At 61.2% G+C, this 21,780-nt stretch carries 25 protein-coding genes; 12 read left to right on the plus strand and 13 right to left on the minus strand.

The genetic code is table 11. The features are described 5' to 3' along the window. Positions 1 to 7 precede the first annotated feature (7 nt). From PU724_RS03325 to PU724_RS03350, 6 genes are all read right to left on the minus strand, one after another. Positions 8 to 1,357 carry a DNA methyltransferase gene (locus PU724_RS03325; RefSeq protein ID WP_354419660.1) on the minus strand — a complete coding sequence of 450 codons (1,350 nt, stop codon included), beginning with the start codon at positions 1,355 to 1,357 and terminating at the stop codon, positions 8 to 10. Then, on the minus strand, positions 1,350 to 2,273 hold the full coding sequence (gene thyX / locus PU724_RS03330) for an FAD-dependent thymidylate synthase (RefSeq protein ID WP_354419662.1): 924 nt from the start codon (positions 2,271 to 2,273) through the stop codon (positions 1,350 to 1,352). The genes PU724_RS03325 and thyX overlap by 8 nt, the downstream gene beginning before the upstream one ends. 272 nt (positions 2,274 to 2,545) lie before the next feature. Continuing rightward, positions 2,546 to 2,788: a conjugal transfer protein TraD gene (locus PU724_RS03335; protein WP_354419663.1), complete on the minus strand. Its 243-nt coding sequence runs from the start codon at positions 2,786 to 2,788 to the stop codon at positions 2,546 to 2,548. A 1-nt stretch (position 2,789) separates the two neighbouring features. Next, on the minus strand, positions 2,790 to 3,116 hold the full coding sequence (locus PU724_RS03340; RefSeq protein ID WP_354419665.1) for a conjugal transfer protein TraD: 327 nt from the start codon (positions 3,114 to 3,116) through the stop codon (positions 2,790 to 2,792). Positions 3,117 to 3,416: 300 nt separating this feature from the next. Continuing rightward, positions 3,417 to 3,956 carry a hypothetical protein gene (locus tag PU724_RS03345; protein ID WP_354419667.1) on the minus strand — a complete coding sequence of 180 codons (540 nt, stop codon included), beginning with the start codon at positions 3,954 to 3,956 and terminating at the stop codon, positions 3,417 to 3,419. Continuing rightward, the gene (locus tag PU724_RS03350; RefSeq protein ID WP_354419669.1) at positions 3,949 to 4,524 is read right to left on the minus strand and encodes a hypothetical protein; all 576 of its coding nucleotides are present in this window, start codon (positions 4,522 to 4,524) and stop codon (positions 3,949 to 3,951) included. The genes PU724_RS03345 and PU724_RS03350 overlap by 8 nt, the downstream gene beginning before the upstream one ends. Before the next feature lie 364 nt (positions 4,525 to 4,888). Here PU724_RS03350 and traA point away from each other — a divergent pair, with 364 nt between their 5' ends. Both traA and PU724_RS03360 read left to right on the plus strand, forming a co-directional pair. Beyond that, positions 4,889 to 7,936 (plus strand): Ti-type conjugative transfer relaxase TraA, encoded by a 3,048-nt coding sequence (traA, locus tag PU724_RS03355; protein WP_354419671.1) that lies wholly within the window; start codon positions 4,889 to 4,891, stop codon positions 7,934 to 7,936. Positions 7,937 to 8,066: 130 nt separating this feature from the next. Further along, on the plus strand, positions 8,067 to 8,279 hold the full coding sequence (locus PU724_RS03360) for a helix-turn-helix transcriptional regulator (RefSeq protein WP_354419672.1): 213 nt from the start codon (positions 8,067 to 8,069) through the stop codon (positions 8,277 to 8,279). A 203-nt stretch (positions 8,280 to 8,482) separates the two neighbouring features. Here the strand turns inward: PU724_RS03360 and PU724_RS03365 are convergent, their stop codons facing one another. Continuing rightward, positions 8,483 to 8,782 carry a hypothetical protein gene (locus tag PU724_RS03365; RefSeq protein ID WP_426213028.1) on the minus strand — a complete coding sequence of 100 codons (300 nt, stop codon included), beginning with the start codon at positions 8,780 to 8,782 and terminating at the stop codon, positions 8,483 to 8,485. Further along, positions 8,742 to 9,152 carry a hypothetical protein gene (locus tag PU724_RS03370; RefSeq protein ID WP_354419676.1) on the minus strand — a complete coding sequence of 137 codons (411 nt, stop codon included), beginning with the start codon at positions 9,150 to 9,152 and terminating at the stop codon, positions 8,742 to 8,744. The genes PU724_RS03365 and PU724_RS03370 overlap by 41 nt, the downstream gene beginning before the upstream one ends. Positions 9,153 to 9,334: 182 nt before the next feature. Here PU724_RS03370 and PU724_RS03375 point away from each other — a divergent pair, with 182 nt between their 5' ends. Next, positions 9,335 to 9,541, plus strand: a complete 207-nt coding sequence (locus PU724_RS03375) for a helix-turn-helix domain-containing protein (protein WP_354420153.1) — start codon at positions 9,335 to 9,337, stop codon at positions 9,539 to 9,541. Positions 9,542 to 9,707: 166 nt separating this feature from the next. On the opposite strand, the gene PU724_RS03380 is transcribed toward PU724_RS03375, so the two are convergent. Further along, a complete protein-coding gene (locus PU724_RS03380; protein ID WP_354419678.1) occupies positions 9,708 to 10,991 on the minus strand; it encodes a tyrosine-type recombinase/integrase in 1,284 nt (427 codons plus the stop codon). A gap of 642 nt (positions 10,992 to 11,633) precedes the next feature. Between PU724_RS03380 and PU724_RS03385 the strand changes: the two genes are divergently transcribed. Both PU724_RS03385 and PU724_RS03390 read left to right on the plus strand, forming a co-directional pair. Beyond that, a complete protein-coding gene (locus PU724_RS03385; protein ID WP_354419680.1) occupies positions 11,634 to 13,019 on the plus strand; it encodes a glycosyl hydrolase in 1,386 nt (461 codons plus the stop codon). A gap of 125 nt (positions 13,020 to 13,144) precedes the next feature. Beyond that, the gene (locus PU724_RS03390; RefSeq protein ID WP_354419681.1) at positions 13,145 to 14,164 is read left to right on the plus strand and encodes an LLM class flavin-dependent oxidoreductase; all 1,020 of its coding nucleotides are present in this window, start codon (positions 13,145 to 13,147) and stop codon (positions 14,162 to 14,164) included. 31 nt (positions 14,165 to 14,195) lie between these two features. Here the strand turns inward: PU724_RS03390 and PU724_RS03395 are convergent, their stop codons facing one another. Then, a complete protein-coding gene (locus tag PU724_RS03395; protein WP_292105247.1) occupies positions 14,196 to 14,633 on the minus strand; it encodes a CBS domain-containing protein in 438 nt (145 codons plus the stop codon). 205 nt (positions 14,634 to 14,838) lie between these two features. On the opposite strand from PU724_RS03395, the gene PU724_RS03400 reads away from it, so the two are divergent. Further along, positions 14,839 to 15,228 carry a hypothetical protein gene (locus PU724_RS03400; RefSeq protein WP_354419682.1) on the plus strand — a complete coding sequence of 130 codons (390 nt, stop codon included), beginning with the start codon at positions 14,839 to 14,841 and terminating at the stop codon, positions 15,226 to 15,228. Positions 15,229 to 15,390: 162 nt separating this feature from the next. On the opposite strand, the gene PU724_RS03405 is transcribed toward PU724_RS03400, so the two are convergent. Beyond that, entirely contained in the window at positions 15,391 to 15,825 is a 435-nt protein-coding gene (locus PU724_RS03405; protein ID WP_127283530.1) for a hypothetical protein, read from the minus strand. Between the two features lie 244 nt (positions 15,826 to 16,069). Between PU724_RS03405 and PU724_RS03410 the strand changes: the two genes are divergently transcribed. From PU724_RS03410 to PU724_RS03420, 3 genes are all read left to right on the plus strand, one after another. Then, positions 16,070 to 16,243, plus strand: a complete 174-nt coding sequence (locus PU724_RS03410) for a hypothetical protein (protein ID WP_187331323.1) — start codon at positions 16,070 to 16,072, stop codon at positions 16,241 to 16,243. A gap of 148 nt (positions 16,244 to 16,391) precedes the next feature. Then, entirely contained in the window at positions 16,392 to 16,622 is a 231-nt protein-coding gene (locus tag PU724_RS03415) for a hypothetical protein (RefSeq protein ID WP_127391222.1), read from the plus strand. Positions 16,623 to 16,732: 110 nt separating this feature from the next. After that, positions 16,733 to 16,921, plus strand: coding sequence for a DUF3606 domain-containing protein (locus PU724_RS03420; RefSeq protein WP_126058336.1), 189 nt, complete (start codon positions 16,733 to 16,735; stop codon positions 16,919 to 16,921). Between the two features lie 21 nt (positions 16,922 to 16,942). On the opposite strand, the gene PU724_RS03425 is transcribed toward PU724_RS03420, so the two are convergent. Next, on the minus strand, positions 16,943 to 17,428 hold the full coding sequence (locus tag PU724_RS03425) for a hypothetical protein (protein WP_320255844.1): 486 nt from the start codon (positions 17,426 to 17,428) through the stop codon (positions 16,943 to 16,945). 190 nt (positions 17,429 to 17,618) lie between these two features. Between PU724_RS03425 and PU724_RS03430 the strand changes: the two genes are divergently transcribed. After that, positions 17,619 to 17,984: a RidA family protein gene (locus PU724_RS03430; protein ID WP_127283517.1), complete on the plus strand. Its 366-nt coding sequence runs from the start codon at positions 17,619 to 17,621 to the stop codon at positions 17,982 to 17,984. A 31-nt stretch (positions 17,985 to 18,015) separates the two neighbouring features. Next, positions 18,016 to 19,239, plus strand: coding sequence for an amidohydrolase/deacetylase family metallohydrolase (locus PU724_RS03435; RefSeq protein WP_354419685.1), 1,224 nt, complete (start codon positions 18,016 to 18,018; stop codon positions 19,237 to 19,239). A gap of 219 nt (positions 19,240 to 19,458) precedes the next feature. Here PU724_RS03435 and PU724_RS03440 read toward each other — a convergent pair whose 3' ends face one another. Then, positions 19,459 to 21,246, minus strand: a complete 1,788-nt coding sequence (locus tag PU724_RS03440) for an NAD(P)/FAD-dependent oxidoreductase (protein WP_354419687.1) — start codon at positions 21,244 to 21,246, stop codon at positions 19,459 to 19,461. Between the two features lie 430 nt (positions 21,247 to 21,676). Between PU724_RS03440 and PU724_RS03445 the strand changes: the two genes are divergently transcribed. Then, positions 21,677 to 21,766 carry a K(+)-transporting ATPase subunit F gene (locus tag PU724_RS03445; protein ID WP_354419689.1) on the plus strand — a complete coding sequence of 30 codons (90 nt, stop codon included), beginning with the start codon at positions 21,677 to 21,679 and terminating at the stop codon, positions 21,764 to 21,766. Positions 21,767 to 21,780 lie beyond the last annotated feature (14 nt).

Below are 21,780 nucleotides of genomic sequence, written 5' to 3' on the forward strand. Positions count from 1 at the left end.
TTTCCTTTCAGCGCTTCTGGAAGACAATCACATGCTCACGTTCAATAGTCCCGGCAGTTTTATTGCGCTTTGTCATCAGCCCTCTTGATCGTATGTCGTCCACAAGTTCGAGTACGGTTGACAGGCCTTTGGTCGTGAAAATTTCCTTAACAAAATGACTGGTCGGAAAGGTCTGGCCGCAGATCATATTATCTCCGACTACCAAAACAAGATGACCATGTTGCCGAAGCCTCGAAACGATTGCGCTTGCCGCATCGTCCATTTCCCGAAGGTAGGTATCCGTGATGTGGGATCGAAGTGGATTTACAGATTTAATCTTTGCGAGGATCTCCCGCGCTCCGGGCAGGAGCGGCTGGATGTCAGCGCTGTAATCGGATTTGCGAAAATGCTCTCTGCCAATATTTAATTTCTCTAGTTCGCGAAGACGATCGGAGGGGGCCAAGCCCAGCCACCCGATGCTCAGTGAAGAAGCTCGGATATATTTCTGGGCTCCGGCATAAGGAGGGGAGGTGATGATCAGGTTCGCTTGGAGCGCCCCACAGGGCTGCGCTTGTCGCGCATCCGTGTGGATTAAAGAGGTGCAGCCGGTAGGCATCTTGCCTAACCGGGCGCAGTTCATCACGACAACCTTTGTGAACAGGTCAATGGTGGCTGGAGCATTCAAAACATGCTTTGAAAGCGCATCACCCTTTAATCTGACCGGCACCGAAAGTCTTGGGTCACTCACGCTGAGACGCTTTACGCAAGCGGAGAAACATACCTCCATGAATGTAAGAATGTTGCCGGTTGTGTTTTTCCGGATGGAGTAAAGAAGGGCCCCAAGGGATTGTACGACGGTTTCAGAAAACCACATATCCTTCTTGATGGTGGTGGTGAATGGTACCTGGCGGCGGAGGTTGATATTTGACACGATGGCATCCATCGCGGTGAATATCACGTCAGTGTCGACGTGAGTGGTCTTTGCCGTTGCGATAAGCCTGGCCAAGGGATTGGCATCTGCCCCTAGTGCTCGCCTACCAGCTAGCAAAGCCTCTACGAGGACTGTTCCTGACCCAGAGAACGGATCGTATACTACGTCGTTTGCAGATGAATACTTGCTGCAATTAACGAAGAATAGCGGAATATTCAGAAGTAGCTTTGCCGGATACGAATGAAACAGGTGGGTAGCCCGATCCACTCCCGAGCCGAGGGGAACAAGGCTTCGAAAATTGACCGCAACTGGTGAGCCCGTCTCTTCATAATCCTCTTGCAGGGCCTGAAGATCAGCGTCGAAATTCCATTTGTTCGAATCGCGTACCCGAACGTGCGGGTTAGCTCCCACTATGTCGCTTACAACTGGCCGGACGAGTTCATTCATTTTTCAGCGCAGCCGCCAACTCGGCCCACTCGCGCCGCGAGAGTCCGCTCTCTTCGAACGATACGGTTTTGCCAGCTAGGCGATCCTGAACTACCCGCCAGGCCGAAGCCGACAGTGTGACTGCACCGAGCCTATATTCTTTAAATGCCTCGAATGTCAGCGGCACCCACTTTTCGGTGATATCGAGCAGCTTCTCCGCATAGACCCTGATTTCGTACTGCGCGTGAGGGTCAGCCCGCAACTTGAGGAAATTCAGAAGATTGTGGAGATTCGTTTTCCAATACCACTGAGTGTAGAAATTCAGGCTCAGGTTCATACGAGCCAGTTCCCGAGCTAACCCCATCCTACCATTGTCGAGAGCAGACCCATCCTCAGATGCATTCAAAAGCGAGGTGTATCCGCGATAGCTTCTTTCAGACTCGTTTCTGAGGAGATCAAGAACCCACGCGCTGTCATCGAGTGACTGATCCTCTCTCCCTTGCTTATTCGTACTCGATTGCGCGGCAAGGTGCGAACTGTCTGGCACGTAAAACTCTTTGTCCAGGATCGAATATCGCGCAGAATATTCATTGACGCTCGCTGTCCTATGCCGGATCCACTGTCGCGCAACAAAAATGGGAAGTTTTACGTGGATCTTGATCTCAGCCATTTCGAACGGGGTAGTGTGGGAATGGCGCATAAGGTATCGGATCAAGCCGCGATCTTCGCTGACCTTTTTTGTACCTCGCCCGTAGGAGACCCTGGCAGCCTGAACGACGGCTGCGTCGTCGCCCATGTAATCAACGACACGTATGAAGCCGTGGTCGAGCACGGGGATCGTCTGATGAATGACCTCTTCGATACCGTTTGAAACAGGACGGAATGTCGGGGTCTTTTCGTCTCGCAGACCACTGTCAGCTTCAATTTCCTGCGCCAAACGAACAACCTCATGAAGTGAATTGTTGATGACCCACCACTACTTGGAAATGCGTTAATCAGCAATCAAGCCGCAATGTTTTTGGTCTGCGGCAAACCAGCGAAATCTGAGGCATGCACAATCTGATTGGCCGCTTCCGGACGTTTGGATCAGGAACCGACCATGCGCTTGAGACCTTCGCGGTTTTGGCGCTTAGATTTGACTGCAGGCGCGAAGCGCGGCGCTGCGATATTTGAGGTCTCCGCGCCCCGCGCTCGCCAACCATCGCTATATTAGCTGGCTTTTTTGTCTTCATGCCGTTCCGCATCGAAAGCCTGCCTTCCCTTGGCGGCCCATAGATTCCGTGCATGCTCGCCTTGCTCGCTTCGGAGCTTGTCAGCAATCCAAAGCAGCGCGCCGTAGATCGTCGCGCGCCCATCGCCCGTCAGGTCTACAACGCCTGCCTTGATGACGAGACCGCCGAGTTCGATCAGATGTCGGGTGCGCTTGCGGCGCTCGACCTGCCAGGCGCGCAAGTCATGCCGAGCCTGTGCCGCTTGCCGGCGATTGTGGGCTGCCCGGTTGCGCTGGAGCGCCGTGGAGGTTGCGCTTAGACGCCGGATCAGTTCGGCGGGATCGGCTCTCGAAAAACGTCATCCCACGCTTGGCCCATGCCTCACGCTTTGCCGTCTCTTTCGTCTCGGCGATTGCGACCAATGCACCAGCCAGTTCGTCTGAATTGAGTTGATCGGCGCCGGCGGCGATCACCAGTTCGCCAAGCTGCTGCACCTTTCGCGTCTTGAGCTCGCGCGCCTTGTCTTCCAGTGCTTTCAGTTCCGCGTCAAAGTCGCGTGGTTTACGCATGGCTGTCTCCGTCGATTGTCGATGAGGCAATGATAAGGGAGTGTCTGCCAGAAGGCCCCGGGGTTGCCGAGACAGCCCGGGACGGACTGATCCATCCCAAGATTTTTCGAGGGAGAGCGCGCTTACACAGATCGAGCGCCGATTGGCGTATCCAGGATATTTTCAATCATTTATCGTCGACAAATTTACCTTGAAGCTTAAGCGGCCGCGCGGACCACCTCAAAGACGCAGAGCCTCAACCAAAAAGCCTAGAAATCAACTTGTAAGCAAAGCAACGGCATTGCCTACAACCCCGAGCGCCTAAGACTGGAATCCGAATTTTTTCAAAACCGCATCTGAGCAGGATGAAATGGCGTCCTTGGTGGAATCGCCGACAGCGTTGGCCCCGAGACCATGGCGTGCATTCGCGCCATCGCAAACAAACTGCTTGCCGCCTGGCAGAGAGCAGACAGCAGAACTTTTGCGCACCAAGACAAGCCCACCAGTCTCCCAGCTGCTCCAATCGAGGCAGCCCGGAATCCGGTTAGCAAGCGCCCGAGGCATTTCCTTGCGGACAGTCTTTAGGGATTGGTTATCGCAAATGATGAGAGCGTCAGCACCATTCGTGAGGTCGACGCCGTCCAATTGGCGTTTAGCGATGTCCGCTAGCTTCCCCTGAGAGCAGCCTTGGACGTCATTGAAGTCGATGCTTATTTCCTTTGGGTCATATCGGATATAGGCCCATCCGGCACCGATCAACAGAAGGAGCAATGCCCAAAGCAGGTTCTGGCGCATCGCCGGGATGTCGGCGCGGGCCATCCCTGCCAACCATTGCCCGAACGCTTTCAGCCGATCACTCATGAGGCGCAACCATGAAGACGAACCGGAGACGACCAACTTGGAACGCCATCCGTAACCAGCCTGTCGTCTCGCCGACGCGACATGAGAAGTCGCCGTCGACAATCGGCTTGAAGGACTGCTTCGTTTCCCGCGAGCGGTTGAACTCTTGAACGCAGGCGGCCGTCAGCTTGTCGTTGGCCTTCATCAGCGCAGGGAGTTCCCGCCGGGCCTGCGCCAGGTATTCCATGTCGGCCGGGTAATCTCCCTTCAGGACCGAGCCTTCTGCTTGGTCCGTCAGGAAATCGGTGACTCGGGCAGGATCGTTCTGAAACTCGACGAATTGGTTGATGATCGTCTGGTTGCGGCCGTCGCCCTCGATCGCTTGAACCGTGATGTCGCACCATTGCCGATCCGGGTCCTCCGTAGACCAGCATGCGGTCGCGTTGCGGACCGAAGCGCCGTTGTTCAGCACGCTCTCTCGGATGAGGTCGCAAGTGCACTTTTCATGGGTGGGGTCTTCGGCCGCTGCCGGAGCTGCCCATGTAGCAACCGAGATCGCGAAAGCCGCGGCCGCCAGATATCGAAACATCGATCCCCCTCCCGAAAAATCCGGCAGCAGAATAGCCGGAGGTAACGGAGGGGGAAAGTCGAGCATCTGGGAGAGAGACGCGATTGCCCTTCGGTTTGCACCGAGTGCTGATTGTTGGTGATAGAGAAAAGTTCGGCCGCAATGCCCTCGCCGATGCCGCCGACAGGATTGCCGTCGAGGGTGAATTTTAGGCCGAAGGTTTACAGTGTTCCCGCAGCTGATTCCGAGCGGCCACCAAGCTAGAAGGCTTCAGGGTTGCCGAGACAGCTCGGGACGGGCTGGTCCATCCCGATAATTTTTTGAGGGAGGGCGCGCTTATACGTCGTGCCGACGTGCGCTTTAACGTGCAAATGATCTGGTCGCGATGGCGATCTATCATCTTCACGTCAAGGTCATTGGCCGCAAGGCGGGCTCGAGCGCTGTGGCATCCGCCGCCTACCGCTCGGCCTCGCGGCTGCGTAACGAGCGCATTGATCGTGTGCAGGACTTTTCTAGCAAGCGCGGCGTCGTTCATTCCGAGGTGATCCTGCCGCAGAATGCACCGGAAGCCTGGAACGACCGCGAACGGCTGTGGAACGATGTCGAGGCCTTCGAGGTGCGCAAGGACGCACAGCTTGCCCGCGAGGTGGAGTTTGCCCTGCCGCGCGAACTCAGCCAGGCGCAAGGGATCGAACTGGCGCGCGACTTCGTACAGGCTGAGTTTGTCAGCCGGGGCATGGTCGCCGACATGAATGTGCATTGGGACAGGGCGGAGGACGGAAGCCCTAAACCGCATGCTCATGTCATGCTCACCATGCGCTCAGTCGATGAGAACGGTTTTGGCCCAAAGGTTCGCGACTGGAACCAGACGGATCTGGTCGAGCGCTGGCGCGAACGTTGGGCCGAGCTTGCCAATGAACGCCTGGCTGAACTCGATATCGACACGCGTATTGATCATCGCAGTCTGGAAGCCCAGGGCATTGCCTTGGAGCCGCAAACCCAGATCGGCGCGCCGTCGCAACGCATCGAGGGCAGCGCGCTTGACCCTGGTGGGATTGAAGCAGATCGCGCCGAACTGCACCGCGAGATTGCGCGCAACAATGGCGCGCGCATCATCGCGGATCCATCCGTGGCGCTGGATGCCATCACGCATCAGCAATCGACTTTCACCCGCCGCGACATCGCGAAGTTCGCGCATCGGCACAGCGACGGCATCGGGCAGTTCGACCAAGTGATGGGCGCGATCGGCAACGCGCCTGATCTGATCGAGCTCGGCAAGGACGGACGCGGCGAAGACCGCTTCACCACCCGGCAGATGATCGAGACCGAACAGCGTCTGCATCGCGCGGTAGAGTTGATAGCGGAGCAAGAACGTCACGTCGTGAATGATCAGGATCGTGAGGCGGCTTTGGCGCACGCCAGCCAGCGCGGGCTTGCTCTGTCAGGTGAACAGGCGGAAGCGATCGCGCATGTCACTGACGGCTGCGGTCTCGGTGTCATTGTTGGGTTTGCCGGAACGGGCAAGAGCGCCATGCTTGGCGTTGCGCGCCAGGCATGGGCAGCCGCAGGTTATGAAGTCCGAGGCGCGGCACTGTCCGGCATCGCGGCAGAGAATCTTGAGAGCGGTTCGGGAATTGCCTCGCGCACGATTGCCAGCCTGGAACATGGCTGGGGACAGGGCCGCGATCTGCTCACCGCGCGCAATGTCCTGGTGATCGATGAAGCCGGCATGGTCGGCACACGCCAGTTGGAGCGCGTGCTCTCCCATGCGGCGGACGTTGGCGCAAAGGTCGTGCTGGTCGGCGATCCGCAGCAGCTGCAGGCCATCGAAGCCGGTGCTGCATTCCGCTCCATCCATGATCGTTACGGCGGCGTCGAGATCGGCCAAGTGCGCCGGCAGCGAGAGGACTGGCAGCGTGACGCGACCCGCGATCTTGCAACCGGCAGGATCGGCGTTGCGATCGGCGCCTATGACGCGCAAGGCATGGTGCATCAGGCCGCGACGCGCGACGAGGCGCGCAGCGATCTGGTCGAGCGCTGGGATCGCGACAGGCAGGCAGAGCCAGAGGCAAGCCGGATCATTCTCACCCACACAAACGACGAAGTTCGCGCGCTGAACCATGCCGCGCGCGAGCGCATGCGCGGCGCCGGCGATCTCGGCGAGGATGTTCAGGTGAATGTCGAACGCGGGGCAAGGAACTTCGCAAGCGGCGACCGCGTCATGTTCCTACGCAACGAGCGCGGGCTCGGCGTCAAGAACGGCACGCCCGGTATCGTGGAGGACGTCAGCGCAGAAAGCATGGCCGTGCGCACCGACGACGGCAGGTCGGTGCGCTTCGACCTGAAAGATTATGCCCATGTCGACCACGGCTATGCCGCGACCATCCATAAGGCGCAGGGCATGACGGTTGACCGCACCCATGTCTTGGCGACGCCAGGCATGGATGCGCACGGCAGCTACGTTGCGCTATCGCGTCATCGAGACGGGATGGACCTGCATTATAGCGGCGATGACTTCGCGACCCGCGAGCGGCTTGTCCGCACACTGTCACGCGACCGCGCCAAAGACATGGCGTCGGACTACGAGCGGATCGACCCAGCGCAGAGCTATGCCGAGCGGCGCGGCATCACCTTCCGCGAGCGTGTGGTCGAGATCGTGCGCCGCATCGTTCCGGAGAAACTCCGCGACAGGATCGGCGAGCTGCTGGACGGGTTGCGCTCGCCCGGAGATGCCGAGCCGGGCCAGGACCGTGGGCGCGGTCCGGGAAGGGAGAATGTTAGAGCGCAAGGCGAAGATGGCCGCCCGACGCCCGAACGAGAAGTTTCCGCCACGGGAATGCAGCGCGACATCGATGTGCCGGTGGACCAGGAAGCGGCGTTGCGCAGGGCTCGTACGAAGGCGCTTGTGCGTCACGCGCGGGCGCTCGACGCGATCCTCAGCACTGGAAACGCGGACGGGCAGGACAGTCCCGAGCAGATGCGCGAATTGAGAGATGCTCGCAACGCTTTCGAGAGGGTTCGGCCGCACGGCTGGCGCGATGCCGAAGCGGCCTATGTCAAGAATCCCGAGCTAATTCGTGAGGCTGGGGTCGGCCGGGTCAGCCGCATCGTCCTTGCTCTCCAGCTTGAAACGGAAATCCGCACCGAACTGGAAGCCGATCCGGGCCGCCGCGCAGACCGTTTCGTGGAACGTTGGCAAAAGCTCGAGCGAACTAGCCAGGGCCAATACCAGGTCGGCGACATGTCGGGTTACAAGTCAACCCGCGCGGCCATGGCCGACATGGCCAAGAGCCTCGAACGCGATCCACAACTTGAATCGCTCCTCGCCAACCGCAAGCGCGAGCTTGGCATTCATACCGATTCCAGCCGGCGCCTCGCTGCGGAACTCGCATTCAGCCATGGCATCGGCAGGGGACGCGGCATTGGGATCTGAACACGTCCGATTCGCAGCCGTTTCCACGCCGGGGCAAGACGACCCGAAAAACCGTCTTGCGCGTGCGTACGTGTCTGTCCTCTCTGGATCAGGAGCAATCAGAACCAACCAGCAAGAGGCAGTGCGACCCATGCCTGAACCAGACCGGATCATCCGCCTGAAGACCGTCCTTTTCCGGACCGGTCTGTCCCGGTCCACGATCTATCGCAAGATCGCCCAAGGCACTTTCCCCCGGCAGATCCAGATCAGTATCCACGGTGCAGGCTGGCATGAATCCGAAATCAGTCGCTGGATCACCAATCCCGTTTCTTGGCGTCAGCAAAACCAAGGCGACAAGTTGTGATGACGGTTATGCACACTGTGCGGAAAGCTGGCCTTCATCGAGACGCAGCGGTCACGGCGGCGAGGCGATTGCTTGAGCCCATGTGGGCCGTGTCCTTTAGGAGCGTCGCCGAGACGAACGAACACGGCAAACCAGAAACGATAGTCGGCCTCGCGCCCATCAAGATGGCTTGCTCAAGCAGGGCCGCCTATAAGGTCCGTCGGCTAACGATTGACCGATCGATCGCGATCACCGCCGGATCGATATTTATGGTGGCGGGCGAGGTCATCCAGCACAGATCGGATATGCGGCCAGGGGAAATCGTCTGGATGTTCCCAGTGCTCACCGTCACGCAGGACAACCTTGAGCTTGGCCAAAATGCCTTCTATGGACGTGGCCGCTGTCTGCGGTAGATCATCCAGAAGCGCGCTTTCGGCTGTTTCCGATTGCCGGATAAGTTCGTCTGCTCTCGAATAGCCGATCTCAGCATCGGCGGCATCCCAACGCGCCTGGGTGTGCCGCAAAGTCGGCAACCGCCCTGCCCCATTCGACTTCAATTTCGGGAGAGTAGGCATCGTTCATGCCTTCCATGGAATGGAGCGTTAATTCCGTACCATCGGCAAGCCGTACCTTGGCACAGGGAAAGCCGACCGTCCTGGCGAGGTGTGTCTCCAACCTTTGCTGTTCGCGGCACAGCGCCAGTGTCTCGTTGTGGATCTTTTGCCAGTTCCCACACAGACGAAGAGCAGGATCAGCCGCGCTGCTGCCGTCCGTCAGTTCGGCGGCCCGCGACTTTACCTGGAAGGGCCATGCCACGGCGGCCGTGGCCGTGCCCGCGAGCAAGCGCCGCCGGGTGACGAAAGACAAACTCATGCTATTGTCGGAATCATCCATGATCCGAGCTCCATGAAAGCTGGGGTTGTGGTTAGGTTGGACAGGTGTGACCGCACCTGTCCAACCGCTCAAGATGCTTGTCGGCATCAACGGTAGTATCAGTGTTACTATCTATGGCCAGCAAATGCAACAACTTAGTAACAAGGTTACTACGAATGGCAATAACTTCGGCCCAGTGTCGGATGGCGCGGGCAGCTCTTCAGCTAGGCATTCGGGAGCTTGCTGCCCTCGCCAAGGTCTCTCCCAACACTATCGCCCGATTGGAGCGCGGCGAGGTTCTGTTCGACAACACGCTGCAGGCGGTACAAGGTGCCCTGGAGAACGCTGGCATCGAATTCATTCCAGAGAATGGTGGTGGGCCAGGCGTGCGCTTAGCCAGCCGAAATTAGACGTGGCGTCACGCAGCGCCCATCGAACTGAGCGGAAACAGCTCAGCGCCACCGCTGATAATTCCGGTTCGCCCGATGCGATCAGCGATCGATATTGCTGAACAGCTTAGCGTTCCGTCTCGCTCGCTAGCTTATCGCCTTCGGCCAGCGTTGCGAGGCTCATGTCTTAGGGCTTTGGTCCGTTCCCGCCCCGCAAAAACGCAGCCCAATCGTTCATCATGGCGCGGCGCTTCTCAATCATGGTTTCGCGCCGGTATGCGGCCTCAACGTCGCTGTTGATGGCGTGGGCGAGCGCAAATTCCCGCATGTCGCGGGGATAGTCGGACAACTCGCCTGCCCAATCAGAAAACGTTGACCGCAGCCCATGGGGAACGGCCGGACGCTTTGAATTCTTGTCCAGCCAGCCCATGCGGCCCGCCTCAATCTCGCTTTCGTGCATCCGCTTCATGGTGGCGCTCAACGTCATGTCGGACAGCATGCCACCACGGATTGCCGGAAACACATATTTGCTTTCGCCGGTCGCGGCATCTTTCATCGCGTCTAGGATCGCAAGCGCCTCATCGGATAGTGCCACAACATGCGGACGCTTCATTTTCATTCGCGACGCTGGCACCGTCCACAATTTGGCGCTCGAATCGATTTCGTTGAATTCCATGCCGCGCACTTCGCCAGATCGCGCAGCGGTCAATGTCGCGAATTCCAATGCCCGTGCACCCGTGCCTTCGCGTTTGCGCAGGGCTGCGAACCACCTGGGCGCGTCTTTCAACTGAATGGCCGGCTGATTATCGACGGTCGCAACCTTGCTTGGCTTGGACAGCATGGCGTTGAGATTGCCCTTCCATGCTGCCGGGTTGTCGCCCTCGCGGTGACCATGCGCCTTTGCCCAATCAAGCACGCGTTCGCAGCGCTGCCGCAGCCGTGTGGCCGTTTCGGTCTTGGTCGCCCAGATCGGCTTAAGGATTTCGACCATGTGATGTTTGGTGACTTCGGAAACGGCAAGATTGCCGATGACGGGCATTGCATATGTGTCCAGCGTGGATTGCCATTGCTTCCGATGCTTTTCGTTCCTGAATTCCACCAGCGTGTCGGCAAGGAATTTGTCGACGGCATCGCGGAATGTGAGATGGCGCTTTGCGGCCTCAATCGCGGCTTTGCGGCGATCGCGCTTCTCTTGCAGCGGATCGACGCCATTGCGGATTTCACCCTTGGTTGCCCTCGCCCGCTCGCGAGCTTCGCCCAACGAAACGTCGTGTCCGCCGAGGCCGATTTCGCGGCGCTTGCCGTTGAGCATGGTTCGCAATAGCCATGACCGGCCGCCGCCCGGCGTGATCTGGAGCATGAGCCCGGCAACACCGCCAACGGCAAACACAGCGTTGCTCGGTGTGGTCGACCCGGGGTGTTTCAAGTTCTTGACGGCCAGTGCTGAAAGTTCCTTCGCGATCTTCGGCATCTCTCAGACCCATCATCTTACCCGCCAAAAATAATGGCATTGGATGATGCGGATTGCAACGGCGTGGGACAGCTATTTCAGATTAATGAGTTGATATTACGTTATAATTTCTATTGACAGAGACGACATGAGACACCAATATGGCTGTCGCTCTCTCCGCCATCACTGCCGTAGGCCACTAAAGACCTGAAAAACAAACATTTTGGGGAAAGCCGCCAAAAGCCGGCGCCCCCACAAACCCGGCCCGTGGCGAGCAATGGTTCTGTTCGCGACCGGAAGCGGGATCGGCCGGCTGGCGCACGGCGAAAGTGTGAAACCACCGCCTTGGACCGGCGGCGTCATTTCTCCACCACCGGAATTGCCACTTCCCTCGTGGGCCGCTGCCACCTCGATCATCACCTCTTTGGCCGCCTCGCAAAGCCTGGCTGTCAGATGGCACCGCGGGCCGGTCACGCCCCCAAAAAGGATGACGGCCACCCGCACTTAGCCTTAATTGAGGAACTCCTGATGCGGCTGTAACTTCGCTGGCGCGGGACCTCCAGCACTGGCTGGTTCAAGCTTTAGGTCCGGCACCCGACTGCGGGTGTACCAGCGACGGCGGGAGCAGCGCACGCGCGCAGACCCTGCTCTTCCCGGAGAGGCTTGAAGTCCCAGGCGATGATCCTCCCTTCCAAAATGCTTCGCTCCCTCGTCGCCGGGTGTTTGGCGCTGGCTGTGGTGCCGGTATCGCCCCACCATTCGCTTGCAGCGCCCAAAACCGCCGTTGCGACCAACGACTTTCTCAATAGCATCGGCGTCGTCAGCACATTCCCCGATCGAGGCCAGCCGTTGGCCAGGACGATCGAAATGGTCCGCTATTGCGGCTTTCGGTGGGTCAGGGCGGGAATAGAAGGTTTGAGCGACGAGGGTCCAACAACCATCCAGACCTTTCTTGATCTGCATCGTGAAACCGGCGCGCGTCTGAATTGGGGATTGGTCAGTGGTGGGACCGATGTGAAAAAGCTGGTTGAAACAGGCAGAGTGCTTGCTGAAGCCGGCGCGCTACTCGCGTTCGAGGGCAACAACGAGCCGAACAACTGGGGTGTCACCTATCAGGGAGAGAGCGGCGGCGGTAGGGAGGCTTCGTGGATGGCCGTCGCAAAGCTTCAGCGCGATCTTTACCAGGCTGTCAAAAGTGATCCGGTGCTCGCGAAATATCCCGTCTGGTCGATCTCGGAATCCGGCGCGCAGCGAGACAATGTCGGCCTTCAGTTCCTTACGATCCCGCCCGACGCCCAAACCCGGATGCCAGACGGCACGAAGTATGCCGACTACGCCAATTTGCACAACTACATCTATCACTCGCATTCGCCATATCCGGCGGACAACAAGACGTGGCACGCTGCGGATCCAACCGCCGCGTCCAGAGTGGACGGGCTCTTCGGCAATTTCGGCGTCACCTGGGGGAGAGGATTTCAGGGCTACACCCAGGGGCAACTCAATACGCTGCCGCGTGTCACGACCGAGACCGGGGTTACGATCGGAGGTGCCGTCACCGAACAAATGCACGGTTTGAATTTGATGAGCATGTACCTCGCGCAGTTCAAGCGCGGCTACGCCTATACATCGGTCTATCTGTTGCGGGACCGTACCGACGAAGACGGCAACCAATCCTTCGGCTTCTTCAAACCCGATTATTCACCCCGCAAGGCCGCGATCTACCTTCACAACCTTACGACGATTTTGGCGGACAAAGGTACCCTCGCCAAGCCCGGCCAGCTCGACTTCACGATCGCGGACCAACCCGAGACCGTGCACGAGCTGCTCCTGCAACACAGCGACGGCACATTCCAACTTATCGTGTGGGACGAACGATTGAGCGGTCAGGACCATGTGACGGTCCAGTTTGGCGACACACGCGCGTCGGTGACGACCTACGATCCAACAATTGGCGTTGAGCCTGTCCAAACACTGAGCAACGTGCGTTCGCTCGAAATTACGCTCAGCGACCATCCGATCGTCATCGCGCTTTCACCCAGCATGCAATGATGGAGCCGTCTGTGTGAGCGTCACGCGCTTGCGAAGGAACCAGCGGCCACCTTGCGGCGATACCGCGTGAAACCCTATATGCGATCGCATTCCGCCCATTCCTCCACCCCGCATCCGGTAATCCCATGAAGAAAATTGGCTTTCTGTCGTTCGGGCATTGGTCGCCGTCGCCGCAGTCGGGGACGCGCTCGGCGGCCGATGCGCTGCTGCAGTCGATCGACCTTGCGGTCGCCGCCGAGGAGCTGGGCGCCGATGGCGCCTACTTCCGCGTCCACCACTTTGCCCGCCAGCTCGCCTCGCCCTTTCCACTGCTGGCCGCTGCCGGCGCCAAAACCAGCCGTATCGAGCTCGGCACCGCGGTCATCGACATGCGCTACGAGAACCCGCTCTACATGGTCGAGGACGCGGGTGCCGCCGACCTGATCGCCGGCGGCCGGCTGCAGCTCGGCATCAGCCGCGGTTCGCCGGAGCAGGTGATCGATGGCTGGCGCTATTTCGGCTACGTGCCCGAGGAGGGCAAGAGCGATGCCGACATGGCCCGCCGCCACGCCGAGGTCTTCCTCGAGGTGCTGCGCGGCCACGGCTTCGCCCAGCCCAATCCGCGGCCGATGTTCCCCAACCCGCCCGGCCTGCTGCGCCTGGAACCTTTATCCGAGGGCCTGCGCGACAGGATCTGGTGGGGTGCGGCCACCAACGCCACGGCGGAATGGGCGGCCAAGGTTGGCATGAACCTGCAGAGCTCGACGCTGAAGTTCGACGAGGGCGGCCAGCCGCTGCATATCCAGCAGGCCGAGCAGATCCGCGCCTTCCGCAAGGCATGGGCCGAGGCCGGCCATAGCCGCGAGCCGCGCGTCTCGGTCAGCCGCAGCATCTTCGCGCTGGTCAACGACATGGACCGCGCCTATTTCGGCAACAGCGAGGGCGAGGATCATTTCGGCTATATCGAGCCCGAAAAGCGCGCCGTCTTCGGCCGCACCTATGCCGCCGAGCCGGACATGCTCATCGAACAACTAAAGGCGGACGAGGCGATCGCCGAGGCCGACACGCTACTTCTCACCGTGCCCAACCAGCTCGGCGTCGCCTACAATGCGCATGTGATCGAGGCGATCCTCAAATTCGTCGCGCCAGCCCTCGGCTGGCGCTGAGGGCTCGCTTTAGACGCGCTGGCGTGATCCGTCAGTGTGCGGTCTGTGAATGCTCGCCGCCCGGCTGCGAAATGCCGCCAAGCGCCTCGCCGGCCCATGCCGCGTTGCTGCTGGTGGCGAGGTCGCCGAGCGAAATGATGCCGACCAGCCGGTGCTCGCGGCTGAGGACCGGCATCCGCCGAAGCTTCAGGTCACCCATGTTGCGCAGGATGTCGTCCACTTCCTGGTCGTCGAAGCAATATTTCACCTCCGCGCTCATCACCTCCCTGATCTTCGTATCCGGGCCTTTGCCTTCCGCGACGCCGCGTACGGCAATGTCGCGATCGGTGATCATCCCGACCAGCCGGTCGTTCTCGCCGACGGGCAACACACCGGCGTCGAGATCGGCCATGGCCCGAGCCGCGTCCCGCAAGGTCTGGTCGGGACTGGCGACCCGAACGGCCTGCGTCATGCAATCCCTGATTTTCATGGTTCTCTCCTCACGTTGCAGCGCCCCTCGCCAATGCGGTGATCTGGAAAAATGAACGCCTGTCCGAAACGTTCCATCTCGGCCTGATGACGCCGCCGGGTGGCGGCCCCGCTCTGGTGCCTTCCTCATTCGGGAACCATCGGTCCGCGGATTGGTTGTGTCGCAAGGACACCACCCCAAAAGAACGGAAGGAAAGACGATGCGGATGTTGACGGCGATCGTTGCGCTCTCTGCGCTCGCCCTGTCCCAGCCGGCCTCGGCGCAACTAGCCGACCCGCAGCTTCCCCAGAACCTGCCCCCGGCCCAGCAGCCGCTGCCGGATCAGCCGGCGCCCGACCAGAACCTCTCCGGACAGGATTTCACCAACATCGCCCTCGTCGCGGTGGAGGACCTGCCGGCGGAACTCAAGCATCAGGCCGAAGCCGTGATCACCGAGACCAGCGCCGACGAGCTGCTGGAGCTGCAGCGTTCCGTCGATGCCTCGCCGCAGGCATTGTCCGTGTTGCAGGCCAACGGGCTCAACTCCTCGCAAGTCGTCGCGGCCAACATCGACGGCGACGGCACGCTGACGCTGATCATCCAGACAACGACGTGACCGGCGCGCCGGTCGACAGACCCGATCGTCGCCCGCTTGGCTGCAAGGGCGCGCCCGGCCGCGCGGGACCCTTTCGGTCTGAACCTCGCTCCATCCACGATGAAAGCGGTCCGGTTCGAGGTCGAACCGGAGCCGCTTCAAGTCGGCGGCCTCACCACCCTGTCAGTGGATGAACAAGGCTCTCAGCCAGGCGAAGACGCCCGATCCGGGAGAGATTGCCGCGCGCACGCGGGAGGCAGTCCATCTGGCCGGCAACGACGCGCCGACATGGCAATGGCAGACGATCTCGTGCAGCTGCCAGTCGCTCAGCTCGAAGAAGCGCCTGGCTTCGCCGTAGGTGTCATCGGCCAGGCCTTGCGCGCGAAAGATCGGATCCTCGAAGGCGACATCGATCGGAGATCCGGCGCAGCGCATTTTGTCACGCAGGTCGGGCGCCGTGTACTCGGTGCCCGTGAGCGCCACGAGGCGCCGATCGAGATTTTGTTCCAGTAGTTTCGCCCAGCGTTCGAGGCGTTGGGCTCGGGTTGCGAAGAGAGACGTTGCTTCGGCATGAACGTCGGCAACGGCATTGAGTTGGTCCACGGTTTGGTGTTTCACGGCCGCCTCCTGTTTCAGCAGATGACCCAACCCCTGAAGTGGAATTATGGCGCCGCCGATGGTCGGCAAGACCCGGAACGGGCCGCGTCGTGAATCATTTTCGGGGGCGGCGTGACCGCATGCCGCGGCCGGCGCGCAGAGGTCAGTCGGAACCATGCGCGGGGCGCAGCCGTTCTGCCCGCATCACCCGAACGTCGAGCCTGAACGAACGCGCCTGAGACACCGAGCGCAGGGACAAAACACGATGGCAATTCTTCCCAATCCCGATCCCACGCCCACTCCGATGCCAACGCCGCCGCCGCTTCCCGAACCGGAGCCGATGCGTGAGCCGGAACCGGAGCGGCTTCCGGACGAAGACCCGGTTCCCAACCCGGACGAAAACGACGCGCCGCCCAAGCACACCATCGGTTGCTCGTGACAGCGGCGTAGTTGCGGATCATCGAGGACAGGGTAGGCAATGGCGGCAGGCTGTCGCCAGTGACACTGGTCGGACCACCATTTCGCTGGCGCCGGCCGGCCTTTGGCGTATCATTGTCCGTGTGAGGGTTCATGGCAGGAGGAGGCCAATGACCATCGTGCCAAAAGTGGCAGCCATCGACCCGACGGCAGAAGAACTTGTTTCCTCTGCGCTTTCGAGATTCCGCGCCGGCGATACCGTATCGACCCGGGCGGCGATCGACGCCATCCGTCGCATCGGTCCGGCTTGCGACGACAGCGACGACCATCTGGTCGAGCTGATCGTGATGGCGGCAATTGGTAAGACCATGGGCGTGGTTTTCGATCACCGGACACACTAAGGCCCGAGCCTGCTTGCTCCTTGCGCATCCGTGCGCTCGCGTTGAATCCCAGGGTCCGGGAACCCCACCGGACCCTCTTCGTTATCTCGTGTTGAACGAGGAACGCAGTCATGGCCGACGACAAGACGAAGACCGACAACCGCGACCGTTCGCAAGTGGCCGGCGACGAGGACTACGAGGTCAGGCATTTCGCCGAGGAAGCCGGCATCACGCCGGAACAGGCCCGCACGCTCATCAAGCGGCACGGCACTGATCGCAAGGTGCTGCACGAAATCGCCGAGAGCATCAAAGGGCAGTAGGCCGAAGGCTTCAGCTGCAGCCTAGCTTCCCAGCGGATGCGGCATGTAGCCGACAAAACCCGTTATCTTCCAGCGGCCGCCCGCCTTCGAGCAGAAATAGAGCGTCTGCCATTTCAGCCTGTCGACGCTGCCGTCCGCCTTGGTGACCGAACCGTTGAACTTCTTGTGCAGCACCGCGCGATCGCCGTCGACGTCGATGTCGCGCATGTTAGTGACACGGAACAGCGCCTCGCGCAGCGGCTCGGCGAATGCCGTCGTCGCGGTCTCCTTCGCCTGGCGCAGCCATTCGTCGCGATAGGCGACAAGCGTCGGAAACTGCAGCCGCCAGGCGTCCGCGTCGTTGAGGAAATGCGCATGCATGCCGAAGAAGCTTTCGGCGACGAAATCGTCCTCGACCATCGACCAGTCCTGCGAGAGAAAGGCATCGATGTCGCGCCGCACCAGCATTTCCCACAGCGCGTGGCGATCGGCGTCGCCTGCCGGAAACGGGTTCTTGTCGAAGGTCATTTTTCTCTCTCCTGGGTCGCGGCCGGCATGGCGGCGCAAGATGCTGGCCTGCCTGTAAGAAAGCAACATCCATCGCTAAGAATGTTGCTTTCCAACAGCGGGCACTAGGAGGATCGCGTCGATAGGGGTAGAGGGTCGGCAGCGGCGGGACCAGCAACCGTCCTGCCATGTCTGAACAGGAGGCTATTCCTTGCCCAAGCAGTGTTTCGGAACGTCCCATGTGCCGCTTTCGCCAGCCGTCCGCGCCGGCGATTTCGTCTATGTCTCGGGCCAGGTGCCGGTCGGCAGCGACGGCATGGTGGTCAAGGGTGGCATCGTCGAGCAAACCGAGCAGGTGCTTCAGAACATCAAGGCGGCCCTGGCGCTTGCCGGCTGCACCATGGACGATGTCGTCAAGACGACCGTGTGGCTGGAGGACGCGCGCGACTTCGGCACCTTCAACACCGTCTATGCCAGGCATTTCCCCAAGGATCCGCCGGCCCGCACCACGGTCGAGTCGCGACTGATGATCGACATCAAGATCGAGGTCGAAGCCGTCGCCTACCGACCGCTCTGACACCACAACGAACAAGCCGGAGGTTGGCCCGATGCAATTCGATCTCCTGATCAAGGGCGGCCGTGTCATCGATCCAGCTTCCGGACTCGATGCGCCGCGCGACCTTGCCATCGCCGATGGCCATGTCGCCGCGATCGAGGCCGCCATCGATGCCGAGCACGCAACGCAGGTCATCGATGCGCGGGATTGCCTCGTCACGCCGGGACTGATCGACCTGCACAGCCACGTCTATTGGGGCGGCACCTCGCTCGGTGTCGACGCCGACCGGCTGGCGGCGAAGAGCGGCACCACCACCTTCATCGACGCCGGCAGCGCCGGCGCCGGCAATTTCCTCGGCTTTCGCCGTCACGTCATCGAGCGCTCGAGGGTCCGCATCCTCGCCTACGTCAACATCTCCTTCGCCGGCATCTTCGGCTTCTCGCAGACGGTGTCGGTCGGCGAGTGCAGCGATCTGCGGCTCTGCGAGCCGCGCGAGACGGTGGCCGCGGTGCGCGAGCACGCCGATGTCGTCGTCGGCGTCAAGGTCCGCTCCGGCAAGCATGCCGGCGGCACCAGCGGCATCGCCCCGGTCGACCTGGCGCTGGAAGCGGCCGATCAGGCCGGCCTGCCGTTGATGGCGCATATTGACGAGCCGCCGCCCGGCCGCTCCGAAGTGCTGCCGCGGCTGCGCCGGGGCGACATCCTCACCCACTGCTTCCGCCCATTTCCCAACGCGCCGGTGTTCGCCTCGGGTGCGGTGCGCCCGGACATGCGGCTGGCGCGCGAGCGCGGCGTCATCTTCGACATCGGCCATGGAATGGGCTCCTTCGACTTCGAAGTCGCGAAGGCGATGCTCGGCGAGGGACTTGCGCCTGACGTCATCTCGAGCGACGTGCATCTCTACTGCGTCGACGGCCCCGCCTTCGACATCCTCGTCTGCATGTCGAAGCTGATGGCGCTCGGCATGCCGCTTACCGAAGTTCTGCGCGCAGCGACGCAGCGGCCGGCCGAGGCGATCGCCAGGCCGGAGCTTGGCACGCTCAAGGTCGGCGGCATCGGCGACGTCGCGGTTCTGCGACAGCAAGCGGGCCGCTTCACCTTCGTCGACGCGGTCGGCGCCGCGCTGGTCGCCGATCAGCGGCTGGTCTCAGAAGGCATCGTCATCGGCGGCACATGGTGGCCGAACGACGCCGGCGACCACAATGAGACCGAACGCTTCGAGCCGCATGCGGGTCACACGCATGTCGAGGTTGCGGCCAGGCATTTTGGAAAGTGATTGGCCAATCTCCCCCCACGTGAGGGGAGATGCCCGGGTTGCGGTGGCGGCACATTTGGCGAATGGCTTCCCCCACTCCGTCGCTGCTTCGCAGCGCCACCTCTCCCCCCTCCGGAGGGAGAGGAAGGGCGCGCCAGGGTTGGCGAATTCGCGCCTTTCCTCTCCCCCGTCGATCGGGGGAGAGGTGGCGAGCGAAGCTCGACGGAGTGGGGGTCGACCTTACCCGGCGTTGCTCGGCTCGCCATAAACCGGCGTCGCAATCCCCTTCATCCGCGCCTTGATCTGCATCGCTACGAACTTCGAATAGAAGCGCGACAGCGCGAGATTGCCGCCGTGGAACCATAGCGCCTCCTGCGCCGTCGGCTTCCACATGTTGCGCAACTCGCCTTGCCACGGTCCGGGGTCGCCCTTGACACCCGACCCGAGGCCCCAGCACGGACCGACCTTGTCGGCGACCTCGCGCGAAACGATCTGCGCCACCGTCTCGTTCATCGATTGGAAGCCGGTGCTGCAGACGATTGCATCGACGGCAAGCTCGCTGCCGTCCTCGAACAGAATGCCGCTCGGTGTCAGCGACTTGATGCCGACGCCGCTCTTGACCGCGATCTCGCCGTTCAGGATCAACTCGCAGGCGCCGACATCGATGTAGAAGCCGGAGCCGGTGCGGTAGGCCTTCATCAATAGCCCCGTCTCGTCCTCGCCAAAATCGATGGCGAAGCCCGAGGCTTGAAGGCGATCATAGAAGTCCGCGTCGCGTTTCCGGATGACATCGTAAAGCGCCCGCTGGCCCTTGGGCACCAGGGCGAAGGGTGTCGAGGCGACGATCATGTCGGCCTTGTCGGTGGTGATGCCGCGCGCCAGTGCCTTCTCGGAAAAAATCTCGAAGCCGACCTCCATCAGCGTGTCGGACTTCACCACCGTGGTCGGCGAGCGCTGGACCATGGTCACCTTGGCGCCGCTCTCCCAGAGGTCGACGCTGACATCATGGCCCGAGCTTGCGGCACCGATGACCGCGACCCGCTTGCCGCGGAACTTCTCGCCGCTGGAATACTGGCTGGAATGCAGGATCTCGCCCTTGAAGGCCTCGGCGCCCGGCAGGTCGATCCGCCGCGGCGGTCCGTAGGCGCCGGTGGCGAAGACGATGTGTTTCGGCTTCAGCGTGATGCGCTGGCCGACGCGGTCGACGACGACCGTCCAGACCTGTTCGGTCTCGTCATAGGCCGCGCTGACGCATTTGGTGGCGACCCAGTAGTTCAGCTCCATCACCCGGGCATACATTTCCAGCCAGTCGCCCATCTTGTCCTTGGGCGTGAACACCGGCCAGTTCTCCGGGAACGGGATATAGGGCAGATGGTCGTACCAGACCGGATCGTGCAGCACGAGCGACCGATAGCGGTTGCGCCAGGAATCGCCGGCGCGCGCATTCCTCTCGATGATGAGCGCGGGAACGCCGAGCTGCCTCAGCCTGGCGCCCAGCATGATGCCGCCCTGGCCGCCGCCGATGACAAGGCAATAGGGCTGCTCCCTGACACCGAGGTCGCGTGCCTCGCGTGCCCGCGCCTCCGCCCAGGTCTCGCGATCGGGATCGGCCTTGTGGCGGATGCCGAGCGGCCGCGCCGGACCCCTTTGCTCCTCGAACCCCTTGAGTTCGCTCATCGCCGTGAACAGGCTCCGGCAGCGACCATCCTTGAGGCGCAGGATCCCCTCGCCCCTGGCAACGACCGTCTCGAAGCTGAACCAGGCCTCGATGATGCCATCGTCGACGCTCGCGTCGCCGGTGAGGCTCCATCGCGACGGCCGTGCCGTCGCGAGCGTCGCCTCCAGCATGTCGCGGATCGCCGCCCGGCCCTCCATGGTCTTGATGTTCCATGTGAAGGTGAGCAGGTCGCGCCAGTAGCAGTCCTCGACGAACAGATTGGCCACCGCCTCGATGTCGCCGGCTTCGAGCGTGCGGGCGAAGGAACCGAGCCAGGTGGCCGCCTGCTGCGATGGTGCGATGTCGAGCATTTCTTGTCCTTCCTCGGAATATCGACCGCGCGCCGCCAAGCCTGGGGCCACGCAGAATGTGTCTCGAGACTATTGATAATCCGGTGAGGCCAGCCTGCAAGTGCCCCGCGGACAGTGAGAGGTGGCGCCGGTCCGGCGGTCCGAAATCTTTATGGGATTCCTATTTCTTTCCTGTCCACCCCGTCTCGAACCTTTATGGCCTTCCGATCCATATTCCCGGGGGCAAGCACCCCGTAACGGCTGCACCATTGCAGTCGCGGCGGTGTCTCGTGCCGCTCTGACCCTGCCGACCGCGGGCAGGCCGAAGCCAAACCGGAAATAAGGACCACGCGCGATGGACGTCATCGTTATCGGGATAGGCGTTTTGTTCTTCGCCCTATCCTTCGCCTACATCAAAGCCTGCGACATTCTCTGAGCGAAAGGTCCGAAAATGCTTCTCGACTATTTCCTCGGGGGTGGCGTGACCTTGTTCATGCTCGTCTACCTGACATACGCCCTCGTTCGCCCGGAACGCTTCTGACCGCATCTGGCGCA

Origin of the sequence: Mesorhizobium abyssinicae, from assembly GCF_049887195.1 — a bacterium.
Lineage (GTDB): Bacteria > Pseudomonadota > Alphaproteobacteria > Rhizobiales > Rhizobiaceae > Mesorhizobium > Mesorhizobium abyssinicae.

What these genes read in the sequence shown, in the direction of transcription:
- PU724_RS03325 (WP_354419660.1), bottom strand. Translation starts at nt 1,357, where the DNA reads ATGAATGAACTCGTCCGGCCAGTTGTAAGCGACATAGTGGGAGCTAAC.
- PU724_RS03340 (WP_354419665.1), bottom strand. Translation starts at nt 3,116, where the DNA reads ATGCGTAAACCACGCGACTTTGACGCGGAACTGAAAGCACTGGAAGAC.
- PU724_RS03345 (WP_354419667.1), bottom strand. Translation starts at nt 3,956, where the DNA reads ATGAGTGATCGGCTGAAAGCGTTCGGGCAATGGTTGGCAGGGATGGCC.
- PU724_RS03350 (WP_354419669.1), bottom strand. Translation starts at nt 4,524, where the DNA reads ATGTTTCGATATCTGGCGGCCGCGGCTTTCGCGATCTCGGTTGCTACA.
- traA (WP_354419671.1), top strand. Translation starts at nt 4,889, where the DNA reads ATGGCGATCTATCATCTTCACGTCAAGGTCATTGGCCGCAAGGCGGGC.
- PU724_RS03360 (WP_354419672.1), top strand. Translation starts at nt 8,067, where the DNA reads ATGCCTGAACCAGACCGGATCATCCGCCTGAAGACCGTCCTTTTCCGG.
- PU724_RS03370 (WP_354419676.1), bottom strand. Translation starts at nt 9,152, where the DNA reads ATGGATGATTCCGACAATAGCATGAGTTTGTCTTTCGTCACCCGGCGG.
- PU724_RS03375 (WP_354420153.1), top strand. Translation starts at nt 9,335, where the DNA reads ATGGCGCGGGCAGCTCTTCAGCTAGGCATTCGGGAGCTTGCTGCCCTC.
- PU724_RS03380 (WP_354419678.1), bottom strand. Translation starts at nt 10,991, where the DNA reads ATGCCGAAGATCGCGAAGGAACTTTCAGCACTGGCCGTCAAGAACTTG.
- PU724_RS03390 (WP_354419681.1), top strand. Translation starts at nt 13,145, where the DNA reads ATGAAGAAAATTGGCTTTCTGTCGTTCGGGCATTGGTCGCCGTCGCCG.
- PU724_RS03395 (WP_292105247.1), bottom strand. Translation starts at nt 14,633, where the DNA reads ATGAAAATCAGGGATTGCATGACGCAGGCCGTTCGGGTCGCCAGTCCC.
- PU724_RS03400 (WP_354419682.1), top strand. Translation starts at nt 14,839, where the DNA reads ATGTTGACGGCGATCGTTGCGCTCTCTGCGCTCGCCCTGTCCCAGCCG.
- PU724_RS03410 (WP_187331323.1), top strand. Translation starts at nt 16,070, where the DNA reads ATGGCAATTCTTCCCAATCCCGATCCCACGCCCACTCCGATGCCAACG.
- PU724_RS03415 (WP_127391222.1), top strand. Translation starts at nt 16,392, where the DNA reads ATGACCATCGTGCCAAAAGTGGCAGCCATCGACCCGACGGCAGAAGAA.
- PU724_RS03420 (WP_126058336.1), top strand. Translation starts at nt 16,733, where the DNA reads ATGGCCGACGACAAGACGAAGACCGACAACCGCGACCGTTCGCAAGTG.
- PU724_RS03425 (WP_320255844.1), bottom strand. Translation starts at nt 17,428, where the DNA reads ATGACCTTCGACAAGAACCCGTTTCCGGCAGGCGACGCCGATCGCCAC.
- PU724_RS03435 (WP_354419685.1), top strand. Translation starts at nt 18,016, where the DNA reads ATGCAATTCGATCTCCTGATCAAGGGCGGCCGTGTCATCGATCCAGCT.
- PU724_RS03440 (WP_354419687.1), bottom strand. Translation starts at nt 21,246, where the DNA reads ATGCTCGACATCGCACCATCGCAGCAGGCGGCCACCTGGCTCGGTTCC.
- PU724_RS03445 (WP_354419689.1), top strand. Translation starts at nt 21,677, where the DNA reads ATGCTTCTCGACTATTTCCTCGGGGGTGGCGTGACCTTGTTCATGCTC.